15 protein-coding genes are annotated in these 10,895 nt (G+C 38.2%); 2 read left to right on the top strand and 13 right to left on the bottom strand.

Features of this window, described 5'->3' with window-relative positions:
- Window positions 1-196 precede the first annotated feature (196 nt).
- The 9 genes from DSBG_RS20485 to DSBG_RS20445 form a co-directional block, all read right to left on the bottom strand.
- Complete coding sequence (locus DSBG_RS20485; protein WP_068966731.1) at window positions 197-442, bottom strand: thioredoxin family protein; 246 nt, start codon at window positions 440-442, stop codon at window positions 197-199.
- A 14-nt stretch (window positions 443-456) separates the two neighbouring features.
- Window positions 457-780: a carboxymuconolactone decarboxylase family protein gene (locus tag DSBG_RS20480; protein ID WP_068966729.1), complete on the bottom strand. Its 324-nt coding sequence runs from the start codon at window positions 778-780 to the stop codon at window positions 457-459.
- A 303-nt stretch (window positions 781-1,083) separates the two neighbouring features.
- A complete protein-coding gene (locus tag DSBG_RS20475; protein WP_068966727.1) occupies window positions 1,084-1,332 on the bottom strand; it encodes a hypothetical protein in 249 nt (82 codons plus the stop codon).
- 222 nt (window positions 1,333-1,554) lie between these two features.
- Window positions 1,555-1,956, bottom strand: coding sequence for a hypothetical protein (locus DSBG_RS20470; RefSeq protein ID WP_083237004.1), 402 nt, complete (start codon window positions 1,954-1,956; stop codon window positions 1,555-1,557).
- 277 nt (window positions 1,957-2,233) lie between these two features.
- Entirely contained in the window at window positions 2,234-2,413 is a 180-nt protein-coding gene (locus DSBG_RS20465) for a hypothetical protein (protein ID WP_068966725.1), read from the bottom strand.
- Between the two features lie 189 nt (window positions 2,414-2,602).
- Window positions 2,603-2,890 carry a hypothetical protein gene (locus DSBG_RS20460; protein WP_242877786.1) on the bottom strand — a complete coding sequence of 96 codons (288 nt, stop codon included), beginning with the start codon at window positions 2,888-2,890 and terminating at the stop codon, window positions 2,603-2,605.
- A 64-nt stretch (window positions 2,891-2,954) separates the two neighbouring features.
- Window positions 2,955-3,884 carry a D-2-hydroxyacid dehydrogenase gene (locus DSBG_RS20455; protein ID WP_068966720.1) on the bottom strand — a complete coding sequence of 310 codons (930 nt, stop codon included), beginning with the start codon at window positions 3,882-3,884 and terminating at the stop codon, window positions 2,955-2,957.
- A gap of 51 nt (window positions 3,885-3,935) precedes the next feature.
- A complete protein-coding gene (rlmN, locus tag DSBG_RS20450; RefSeq protein WP_068966718.1) occupies window positions 3,936-5,009 on the bottom strand; it encodes a dual-specificity RNA methyltransferase RlmN in 1,074 nt (357 codons plus the stop codon).
- 298 nt (window positions 5,010-5,307) lie between these two features.
- On the bottom strand, window positions 5,308-5,859 hold the full coding sequence (locus DSBG_RS20445; RefSeq protein ID WP_068966716.1) for an NUDIX hydrolase: 552 nt from the start codon (window positions 5,857-5,859) through the stop codon (window positions 5,308-5,310).
- A 274-nt stretch (window positions 5,860-6,133) separates the two neighbouring features.
- Here DSBG_RS20445 and DSBG_RS20440 point away from each other — a divergent pair, with 274 nt between their 5' ends.
- Complete coding sequence (locus tag DSBG_RS20440) at window positions 6,134-7,369, top strand: MFS transporter (protein WP_068966714.1); 1,236 nt, start codon at window positions 6,134-6,136, stop codon at window positions 7,367-7,369.
- Between the two features lie 117 nt (window positions 7,370-7,486).
- On the opposite strand, the gene DSBG_RS23325 is transcribed toward DSBG_RS20440, so the two are convergent.
- From DSBG_RS23325 to DSBG_RS20425, 3 genes are all read right to left on the bottom strand, one after another.
- Window positions 7,487-7,726 carry a hypothetical protein gene (locus DSBG_RS23325; RefSeq protein ID WP_176716343.1) on the bottom strand — a complete coding sequence of 80 codons (240 nt, stop codon included), beginning with the start codon at window positions 7,724-7,726 and terminating at the stop codon, window positions 7,487-7,489.
- A gap of 164 nt (window positions 7,727-7,890) precedes the next feature.
- Window positions 7,891-8,802 carry a DMT family transporter gene (locus DSBG_RS20430; RefSeq protein WP_348980991.1) on the bottom strand — a complete coding sequence of 304 codons (912 nt, stop codon included), beginning with the start codon at window positions 8,800-8,802 and terminating at the stop codon, window positions 7,891-7,893.
- Between the two features lie 50 nt (window positions 8,803-8,852).
- A complete protein-coding gene (locus DSBG_RS20425; RefSeq protein WP_068966708.1) occupies window positions 8,853-9,788 on the bottom strand; it encodes a bifunctional helix-turn-helix transcriptional regulator/GNAT family N-acetyltransferase in 936 nt (311 codons plus the stop codon).
- A 229-nt stretch (window positions 9,789-10,017) separates the two neighbouring features.
- On the opposite strand from DSBG_RS20425, the gene DSBG_RS20420 reads away from it, so the two are divergent.
- Window positions 10,018-10,224, top strand: a complete 207-nt coding sequence (locus DSBG_RS20420; RefSeq protein WP_009622266.1) for an alpha/beta-type small acid-soluble spore protein — start codon at window positions 10,018-10,020, stop codon at window positions 10,222-10,224.
- A 92-nt stretch (window positions 10,225-10,316) separates the two neighbouring features.
- Here the strand turns inward: DSBG_RS20420 and DSBG_RS20415 are convergent, their stop codons facing one another.
- Window positions 10,317-10,547 (bottom strand): hypothetical protein, encoded by a 231-nt coding sequence (locus DSBG_RS20415; RefSeq protein ID WP_068966706.1) that lies wholly within the window; start codon window positions 10,545-10,547, stop codon window positions 10,317-10,319.
- Window positions 10,548-10,895: the final 348 nt, after the last annotated feature.

The raw sequence follows: 10,895 nt of genomic DNA, 5'->3' as shown, positions 1-10,895 counted from the left end.
TTACTATCTTAAAAAGTATTAATAATTTTGAACTCATGATTAATTAGGTTTTACCAGAGTTAAAGATCTAGTTCACGATACAAAGATAGAGCCTACATTAAATTTAATGCAGACTCTATCTTCTCGTATTTAGATACCTTTACTAGTTATTTTGCAAACGTTCTTGCCGAAACAGAAAATGAAGTGTGATTTACTACTATTTTAATGCACTTTCTGTAATCAGCTTCACCAGATCTGCTTTAGAAGGAACTTTTCCAGTTGATTTGACTTTTCCATCAATCATTAGTCCCGGTGTAAGCATTATTCCGGCTTTCGCAATCTCTTGAATATCCGTTACTTTAATGACTACGGCCTCAGTCTTAGTTTCCTTGACGACTTCCTTTACTAATTCCTCTAACTGCTTACATTTTTTACAACCAGTTCCCAAGACTTTAATCTCCATTTGGACGAATCTCCTTACTTTTCACAATCACATTTGATATTTCCAGCTATGATCTCTTGCCAATCACCAATTACATCATGAGTCCAACAGTCATCGGCTCCCGCTGCTTCTCGCATGGTGAGTGCCAAGATATAAGTTAATTCCTCTACAGTCGCACCAGCTTCCAGGGCACCTTTGAAATGTTTCAAGGCACACGGTTTTGAGCGACCTTTAATCGAAAGGGCGAAACAAATAAACTGATATGTTTTTTCATCTATCATTCTTTTTTCTTTATATAGCGCATCGAGATCATCTAATTTCTCTGCAAATTCAGGAAAGAATTCAGCCAGCATTCTCATCACTTTCACCCCCTCTTAGAATCATTATATCACTATCTTATAATATGTTAAATATTTTATTAATCATTAGGCTTAACAAAATCAAAGGGCACTCCATTATAAAGTGCCCATGGCTTATTTACTCATGATTATCTTATTCGGCTCCAAGCAATATCTAAGACCTCTTTAACTGTCTGATCATAATCAAGTTTAGTACTTTTACTTTCATCCTCTAAGAACAATTTCCCGCCCTACGTCCTGAGCCAATTGTTCCGTTCTCTAAATAATGAAACGTGGTATTACCAATAACTCTTTTTCTGATTTTCAAAATCTATCGTTAGTTGCTTGTGGAATTGTTTCTGCTTGTATATCGATAATTTCACCAGAGAAATACCTTTTTGGCGACTCCCTAAAGCTTCTTGACCTCTTTCTCCCTAGGTAATAACGATAAATTCCAAATAAGCTAACAATCGCTGCTCCTACAAGAATAAGACCAAAAGTAAAAGTGATAACCGTCACAATAATGAAGAAAATGGCCAAGGACCATAGAACTCTATATAGTTGTTTGGGCATAATAATCCCCCTTACTTAAATTGATTTCAACTTAGTATAACTCAGATTAGTATGACTCAGAGTTGTCCATTCGAAAACTCAAGAAGAGTATCTAGGCCTATATTACCATAAAACAAAGAAGATGGACAACCATACATCACAAGATCTGAGGGTTTCCAATACGCGGACACCCTTTTATTACCAAATAGTTGATTATAAATTGTTTTGTCTGGGGATGGGTGACTATAAGCACTCATTCGTTAAATAATTCACGAGTTCAATAAAAGAAGTTTGTGCCGAACATGGGCTGAGGATAATTTCGAAATAGACAACACAGTCCACTTTATTAATATCATACGTTACATCTTTAATAATTTCCTTCGGGATGTGTAAGGAAGCTTTGAGCTTAGAAATAGTAGATTCTGCTACATTCTCTAAGTTACTAACGATTTTCGGGTCTACTACGGTACTGAAATCAAGATAAAATTTAACTTTATTAACTGCCGCGTAAGTAACCTGATATGGGACTACGCTAATACCTCTCGTTTCTGCGTAAAGTACAGAGTCTTGCTTGAAAGGTTTGACTATCAATGGCTCTTGAGTTGCTGATTCGACAATCGGTTTAGTTATTAATGCAATTCTCATAGCAGTAACTTCGCTTCTTTCTTCTAAACATGGTCTCTAATTTCAATTTTTATTATCTCTATTCTTTACTCTTAAGTGAGTGACTTGCTGACATTGTTGTTTAGACTTTTCCGCACCTAATAAAACATATACGTGCCTATTATTTTTTTTAAGGGGGGTCTCCTGATATGAATTTAAAAAAGTTTAAAACCCTAGGTAAAATTCACCTGGGGTTTTAAAAGTTAGGTTAAGTTATAAAGGTTAAATAAACAATTGATGAAATTAATCATTTCAATTTTTAGTGAACGAGAAAATCTCTTACATCATCAAGAGCTTTTCTTAAACCTGCAAGAGCTTGTTCATCCATTCTCCCAGAATTGCGCATCCTTTGGAGGAGCTCATCAGGTCCTATTTCCTGCCTTTGCATCGTTGTAATTATCATTTTCTCATCTTCGGTTAATTCTTCCCATTTCCGCACAGGTCTACACCTCCGGTTATACTAAAAACAGTTGTCTGTTTAGTATATAGTGTGGTTTATAGTCTTTTTCTATGCACACAACCTTTTCTTTGATCCGCCAAAAAACTGGCTGCCAAGGGTCACTTCTTCTGATCAAGGCAGCTAAGTAGTAACGACGAATCAATCCATCCATTAACATCGAAGATGATCTTATACGGAAGGTTTTCTAAAAGGCAACACCTTGCCTTTATTTTTTTTGGGCAAATTGTCACTGCAAGATGCACATCCTCCACCACAGCCCGTTTTATTGCCTACAAAAACTTTGCGCCAAAACACCTGCCATTTTTCGCCTACCTGTTCTATGCGGGTTTCAACTTCATATTGGGGACCATGTTGTTGATTGGCTAACCTTCCTTCTGTAGTTGCGACAATATTTGCGATATTAAGCGCTTTCTTTTCAGAATCATAAAGAGTCTGTATTTTTACCCATTCCATCATTACCGCTCCTTTTATGTTAGCTTCTATCTTTTCCAGTACTAACCACTTGTTGAATTAGAGAACCTTAATAACCTTTATCAATTTCGACTTGATTAATTAATGGAAACCTTTCCTGATCCACATTTTTGTGAGTGTCCAAAAAACAATTAACCGCCTCCTCAGGTGAAGTTACAGCTGAAATGTGCGGCGTGATTATTATTTCCGGGCGCTCCCATAAGGGAGAATCGTGTGCTAATGGTTCGTTCTCAAATACATCCAATACTGCCAAACGCAAATTTTTATTATCTAGTGCTGTAAGTAAGGAATACTCGTCAACCGATGCACCTCGACCCACATTGATAAAGCAGGCCTTATTGAGATGTTTAAATAGATCATAAGTAAATAATTTATTCGTTTTAAGTGTCAAGGGAAGAGTATTTATCACCCAATGAGCGTCTTGTAGAATGCCGCTTACTTTGTGTATAGGCACAACTTGGTTGAAAGGCTCTTTTTGTAATCCACTGAGCGAGACTCCCATTACATGAGCTCTAAAGAACCTGAAATGCCTTGCAACTTCTTGACCTATAGATCCAGTTCCAAAAATGACAATCTTCTGATTAGAAATGGCTAGAGGTTCGAAAGTCTTCATGACTTTAGTCTCTTTTGATTTTTGAAACACATCATGTAGCTGCAAGTCTTTAAGAACATAACTCAAGCAATATTCACTAATTTTTTGCCCAAAAGAGCAAATAGTACGTGATAATATCACGTCTCTTTTCCAAGCTCTATTGTATAGAAAGGAGTCGACACCAGCTCCAAGCGAATGCACCCATTTTATATTCTCAAACTGAAAGTTAGCTGTTGGTCTAAAAGAAACGAAAGCATCTGCCCATTTTAGGTCAGACTCTGAAACTCTGTCTTCAGATAAAAAGCGTATTTCTTTATCTAGTTTGCTCGCTAAAAGGCTCTGCATAACATCAAATAAACGACCAGTAACGAGTATCTTCTCTATCATCCTGTCCCTCCAATTTAGATTGGTTGAATTTAAAATTAGTAAATCGATTCATCATGGGATCAATGACCTGAGTTGTTTACTTCTTAACTGCCCACAAGCGGCATCAATATCTGTCCCATGTTCAAGACGAATACTACAATTAATACCTTGTTTTTTCAGCGTATCATAAAACGCTAACATCGACTCATGTTCACTTCTTTGATACTGATTATGTTCATCCACCGGATTATATGGAATTAAGTTAACATTTGTAAGATGTCGCTTATCCTCAATTAGGGCAGCAAGTTGAAGGGCATGCTCCCTACGATCATTCAGATTCTTTAACAGAATATATTCCAAAGTAATCCTGCGATTCGTTTTTGTTAAATAGTAATCAACCGCTTGCATCAGTTCCTCTATGGGGAAAGCTCGGTTTATTTTCATTATCTGCGTTCGGAGCTCGTTTGTTGGCGCATGTAATGAGATCGCTAGATTTACCTGCAAACTATTATCGGTGAATTTATAAATTCCATCTGCAAGCCCGCTCGTCGACACGGTAATACGTTTTCCAGCAATGGCTAGGCCTTTATGATGTTTAATAATCCGTAAAGCCTCTGCTACGTTTTTAAAATTATCAAATGGTTCACCAATCCCCATCACTACAACGTGACTCACTCTTTCCTCTAGTTTCGCTTCATCCAAATGATGTTGGACCTTCATAATTTGTTCCACGATCTCGCCACTGGATAAATCACGAATTTTTGTTAATAACCCACTTGCACAAAAACTACAGCCCATGTTACAGCCTACTTGGGTAGTGACACAAACCGATAACCCGAATTTATGTCTCATCAATACCGTTTCAATCAAATTGTCATCCTTTAACCTAAACAAAAACTTAATTGTTCCATCCGCAGATTCTTGCTTAGAGTGTTCGCTTAACGATTGAATAACAAAATGATCTGCTAATAATAGAAGACACTCCTTATTGACATCAATCATTTCCGAGAAATACCTTACCCGCTTCCTATAGAGCCAATCCCAAACCTGTGATGCCCTAGACTTTTTATGTCCATATTCCATAAGCCATGCCACTAGTTGATCAAAGGTTAATCCATACATGGATTCTTTTTGTTCTTCTGGCATAGGCCTCACCCGCTCTCATTAATTTGATATAAACCAATTATTGGATTGCCATTCGACATTTACCTTCGGAATCCCTGCAGTAATAGCGCACCGCGATAAAATACTTAAGTTTCATTCCTCTTCATCTCAACTGAGAGAGATATATTATACCACATTCACTAAATTCCATTCTTAACTTTACAACAAGGTTCCACCTGGTACGCTATACTTGCCAAACTGCGGGCAATTTCTGACACGTCATTAGCATGATTGTCGGTCACTGCTGTCAATTGCTTAATTGCCTCAATTAACAATAGTATTAGAGTTCACTTAATTTTGCTATTAACTTCTCATAGACCCTATGCATATGAGGTTCAGTACTATAGATATTGATTTCTTCAATTGGAATCCACTGAACACCACTATTTTCATCGTCTTTAACCCTCAGTAAATCGTTTTCATCTCCTTCAATTAAATAAGCAATCGATAGATGCAAATGTGGGGATACATAGCTTCCTCTTTTTATATGACCTAATACTGTAAGTACGTCCAAGGAAAAAATATCTGAAGAAACCGGGGAAATATTCTTCACTCCAGTTTCCTCTTTTAATTCTTTTAGGGCAACCGCCAACAAATCTCCTTCTCCATCGGCATGGCCCCCTATCCAAGACCAAGAATTATAAATATTATGATGTATCATGAGTACTCGATCTCTAGCTCGGTTAACTACAAATGCCGAGCTGGTAAAATGAGCAACCTTATTATTCCTCGTTAAAACATCCTCAAATATTTCAGTGCAATACATAATTACTTCCTTATCCTTCGTTTCTTGCTCATTGTAGGGAATATAGTTTTTTATTGATTCTAACAAACACCTTACCTCGCTTTCAATTCTATTTGTCACTCATCTAAGTAACTTGACAACCTAAAATTATTTTGATTAACTAAATAAATAATCTGATCGCCTTGAAAAATCCGGAATAATTCGACGAGTTTCCAATACCCTAGATGCTCGGGTCAGATTCGTTAGCCTCACTGTGTAGGAGCAAACGTTGATTCAGAATGTGGAATCAACTCTGCTTGCAAACGTAAAGTCTTAGACATTTGACCAAAACTAAAGTACTTTAGAAGTGAGATGTATGTAAATGATCATAACTAAGCTAAAAGAGACATACCCTGCCTTAACCCAGCGTAATTTTCGCTACTATTGGTTCGGCCAATGCATTTCCATGATTGGCACCTGGATACAGGCTACTGCTCAACAATGGCTAGTATATACATTGACTAAATCTGCGCTTCTATTGGGTTTGCTTGGTGTTGCCCAATTTGGTCCAGTCATGTTCTTATCCCTGTTTGCAGGAGTATTTATTGATCGCTACCCTAAGAAAAACCTAATTATTCTTACCCAAATAAGCCTAATGCTCCAAGCATTCATTTTGTCTTTCCTGGTTTGGTCTGGGCATGTCACCTATTGGAATGTACTTATCCTGGCTGTGCTCCTGGGTCTTGTTAACACGCTTGATCAGCCCACCAGGCAATCTTTCATACCGGAATTAGTCGAGAGAAAAGACCTCAGGAGTGCCATCGGTCTTAACTCGGCCATCTTTAATGTAGCCAGAATGATCGGCCCAGCAATTGCCGCAGTTTTAATGGACAAGTATGGTGCAGGACCTCTGTTTTTCCTAAATGGAATTAGCTTCATTCCCGTAATTTTTGGCCTCTATTCAATTAAGACGAAGCCCCACGCAACTATAAAAATTCAGAAGAAGATATTTGCCGAGATATTTGAAGGCTTAAAGTATATCAGGCAGTCTCCTTCCCTACTTAGTGCCGTCTTATGTACGTTGGCAGTGGGTACATTTGTTATGAATTTTAATATTATTATCCCTTTATATGCCTCTGAAGTCCTGAACCAAGGAGTAAAAGGCTATGGTTTTCTCTTATCTGCTACCGGTGCTGGTTCGTTTGTCGGAGCGCTTCTGGTAGCCTCCTGGGCTAAAGGAAACCCTAAAATGTCGCTACTTTTTGGCAGCGCCTTCATTGTTTCAGCGCTACTTGTGGTAGTTGAACCAATTCACAGCTTATCCTTAGCCGCTATTACATTTACGATTATCGGATTCTTTAATATTTTATTTATGACAACCGCAAATTCAACACTCCAAATTAATTCCAGCGAACAATTCCGCGGCAGGGTAATGAGCGTTTATTCGTTCGCATTTTTAGGGTCTACCCCCATAGGAAACCTATTTGCCGGTAGCATTATGGAAAAACTCGGAGCTGGTATGGGCATTTCAATCTGTGGCGCAGTGTCAGGATTATTTATTGTGCTGATAATTATTACTACCATGGCTAAGAAACATACTCAACATCGAAATGTTTAGCCTCAACTGATCTGACTTATAACCATTTTGTAATAAGCGCCTTGATTCTTCATGAGCTGATCATGAGTCCCACTCTCCAATATCTCCCCACCACCTATGACCATTATTTTATCTGCATCACGAATTGTAGACCTCTGTCCCTGAAATACGTTGCTTTTGACCACCCGAAAGGTTTACCCCGCTCTGGCCAATAATACTGCCATATTGATCAGGTATATTTCGAATAAATTCATCAGCTTGTGCTGCTCTAGCCGCTTGAATGACCTCCTCTTTTGAGGCATTCGCATTGCCCCAAAATCCGCACCAAAGCTTTGAGATACCTTGCTTGATACGATATTCCGGGTAGCTGCGAAGCACGCCCCGAAGGCTGTTATCATAAGCATTAACAGACCTAGTTTAATTACAGTTTCGACCTGACTATTTTTCACACCTTCGTCAATAATACGTGCCATAATTGTTGGCTGCAGTAGATCGCAAATTGCTTCCAAAAATACGCAACTAACTGCTATGAAACTCCTAAGCTATCCAGAATATCTGCCCCTATCTGAGCATTGCTTTAAATCCGCACGTCCCAATCTCTCACTCAAAAAAGTAGCACAAAGGATGAGACCTCCGCCTATCATTTGCATAAAGCTCATGGTCTCTCCCAGAAACACCGCTGCAATGATCACTGCCGAGATTGGGTCGATATAGCTTAAAACAGCTATAGTCTGTCCATTAAGTTCTTTGACCGATGTGAAATATAAAAAGTAGGCAATACCAGTATGAATAATACCCAGTATTAAAATATTAATAATAGAAGCAGGTGAGTTCAAACCTGAAAAATCCATATGGTCTTTTATAAAAACATAAGGTGAAAGCACTATAGCAGCTACTATTAATTGAACTAAAGTTGTTTCAAAACCTTCCAAATTTCTTAAAAATTTATTCATTAGAATCACACTGGCATAGAGCACGGCCGCTGAAAGACCATATAGTATACCGACAATGTTATTATGCGAGCTACTTGTTCCACCAACTCCGATGTTAACAACCAAAAATAAGCCAATCATTGCCGTAACAATACACCCTACCTTCACAGGGGTCAGTTTTTCTTTAAGAACTAAGGGCGCCAAAATAATTACAAATATTGGCGCGAAATAATAACTTAAAGTAGCATTGGATATCGTCGTGTACTTATACGACTGGAACAAAAGTATCCAATTAAATCCAATCGCAGAACCTGATAATATCAGAAGCACTAAATTCTGTTTCAGGGATTTAAAAGAAGGCTTTCTCCTACCAAAAAGAATGACACAAATCAGGAATAAGCTGCCTATAACTCCCCTCAGTAAGGCTATTTCACTTGAGGAGAGATTAATATTCTTAACGAAAGCCCCAATACTTCCAAAGATGAGCATGGCAGTTATGATTTTAAATTTTCCGTTCACCATATTCCTCCTATTCCTAACAAACCCCATACCCTCCCCGTGATAAGAGGGAATTATGTCAAATTTAATTCATAGGTCTGTTCAACTAGATCTTTGCCCCACGCCTTGTTTTCTTGCTCCCTGACTTTCATAAAGCCAGCTTTTATGTACATTTTTATGGCAGTTTCTTGGTCTTCTGTAGTCTCCAGAAATACCTGGTGATATCCTTTCTCCTTGCAGTATTTTATCGCTTCACTTAGCAACTTTGTTCCAAGGCCGTCCCCTCTGAATACAGGATGGAGGATGAACCATCTTAACTGAGCCTGTATCGCTGAATGTCCGACGATAGCTATGGCACCAATCATTTTCCCCTTCACTTCTGCAAACCATAACCTGTCCTTTTCCGAACTATAATGTTCAAAAAAATTATAGAAGGTCTTGCAGACATAACCTTCAAACGCATGGTTATATCCACATTCCTGAGCATAAATCCAACCATGTAAGTGAATTAAATAACCTACATCTCCCGGCCTCAGATCGTATCGGATTGTAACCTTTTCACGAGCAAGCATGGGTTTTCTTAAAAGAGCATTTTCAATGGTTCTCATGCTCTCCACTACGCTCACTTGATCCTGTTCTGGTAGGCTACTGATCATCTGATAGATTTGACCATTGGATAAGTCGTCCAGTTTCGAAAGGGTATCCTTTCCTTTCTCTGTCAAATAAAGGTAGTGCAAACGTCCATCCTCTGGAGACTGTACTCTGAATATAAGATTTGCCTTCTCAAAACGTTTTATAATTCTACTTAGATAGCCTGGGTCAATTCTTAGCTCTTCGATTAACCTTTTAGCGGTGCAAATCTCCATATGTCCAATATCGTATAAAACTCGGACTTCTGCAAGTGAAAATTCACTATCCAGCATATGCTTGTCTAGTAACCCTAGTATATTGGTATAGAACCGATTGAATCTTCTAATAATATGTATTAACTGCGCAAATCTGGAATTCAAGATGAACCTCCTCAATATTAGCTTGCTAACATAAATTGGAGGTAATTATATCAACACTTAATTGACAAAGTCAACTATTAATGAAGACCTAGGTTCGTATAACCGTGCATGATAACTGTACCATTTTGTTAAAAAATTACCAGTGTTAAAGATCCTTATCTGGATAAAATAAGTTCAACGAACATTTCCAAAGAGAAACTTTATCACAACAATAGAGGAGGTAACTATCATGTCAGGAGAAAGAAACACTAATACACCAGCAGCTCAAGGGGCTTCACAGCAATTGGATCAATTCAAGTATGAGGTAGCTAGCGAAATGGGTCTTCAACTCGGCGGTGATCGCACAAGTCGTGAAAATGGTTCTGTAGGTGGCCAAATGACCAAGCGGATGATTCAATTTGCGGAAGAGCACCTAAAAAGCGGCACTAGAATTTAATATGACGCTCAAAAGAGGGATAACAAAAGTTATCCCTCTTTTATGTATCGAAGTCATAAATATTCTGTCGATTCTAAACCCTAAATGAATATTTATACCTCACCCTCATGGAAACCGAGAGCATCAAAATCTGATACATAAACCTCATTTGGATGTCCAAGTCTCGGACCTCCCACTGTAAATACTTGCTCTGCTGCCATTGCTTTAGGATGAACCTTTAACATACCGTAACGGCAGAACATTGCGACCCAACCGAGTTGATTTGCTAAAGCTAGTGCAACTGAGAAATCGCTTGAAGTAAAGAATACGACAGCTTTTTTCACTTGGATTTTCCCCCCTTATAGGCTTATTTCAACTCCACAATATTAGTTATAAGGAAAGTCGTTCTTCAAAATGAATGTGAAATCAAATGAACCATTTAATTCATGTTATGTGTTTAGATTAAAATCGTTCCAAACTCAGACCCTTCACGTTTAACCGTCCCACGCAAAACCCGAGACACAACTTTCTATCTATAGTTCTTCCACCCGGTTAAATACTCAGCCGCCTGAAGTACATATCCTCTGCTCTGACTACCCAAAAAAATATCCCTCAAACCTAAGTCTGAGGGATACATTGTTTATAGTTTAACTTTTTCAATTTATGAAGTGATTGAATCCGCCTAAACACTT

Origin of the sequence: Desulfosporosinus cupriresistens, assembly GCF_001707885.1 — a bacterium.
Lineage (GTDB): Bacteria > Bacillota > Desulfitobacteriia > Desulfitobacteriales > Desulfitobacteriaceae > Desulfosporosinus.
This window is presented reverse-complemented; position numbering and strand designations above follow the sequence as displayed.

Bases quoted from the DNA above. Each gene is read 5' to 3' on its own strand.
- DSBG_RS20485 (WP_068966731.1), bottom strand. From the start codon at position 442: ATGGAGATTAAAGTCTTGGGAACTGGTTGTAAAAAATGTAAGCAGTTA.
- DSBG_RS20480 (WP_068966729.1), bottom strand. From the start codon at position 780: ATGAGAATGCTGGCTGAATTCTTTCCTGAATTTGCAGAGAAATTAGAT.
- DSBG_RS20475 (WP_068966727.1), bottom strand. From the start codon at position 1,332: ATGCCCAAACAACTATATAGAGTTCTATGGTCCTTGGCCATTTTCTTC.
- DSBG_RS20470 (WP_083237004.1), bottom strand. From the start codon at position 1,956: ATGAGAATTGCATTAATAACTAAACCGATTGTCGAATCAGCAACTCAA.
- DSBG_RS20460 (WP_242877786.1), bottom strand. From the start codon at position 2,890: ATGATGGAATGGGTAAAAATACAGACTCTTTATGATTCTGAAAAGAAA.
- DSBG_RS20455 (WP_068966720.1), bottom strand. From the start codon at position 3,884: ATGATAGAGAAGATACTCGTTACTGGTCGTTTATTTGATGTTATGCAG.
- rlmN (WP_068966718.1), bottom strand. From the start codon at position 5,009: ATGCCAGAAGAACAAAAAGAATCCATGTATGGATTAACCTTTGATCAA.
- DSBG_RS20440 (WP_068966714.1), top strand. From the start codon at position 6,134: ATGATCATAACTAAGCTAAAAGAGACATACCCTGCCTTAACCCAGCGT.
- DSBG_RS20430 (WP_348980991.1), bottom strand. From the start codon at position 8,802: ATGGTGAACGGAAAATTTAAAATCATAACTGCCATGCTCATCTTTGGA.
- DSBG_RS20420 (WP_009622266.1), top strand. From the start codon at position 10,018: ATGTCAGGAGAAAGAAACACTAATACACCAGCAGCTCAAGGGGCTTCA.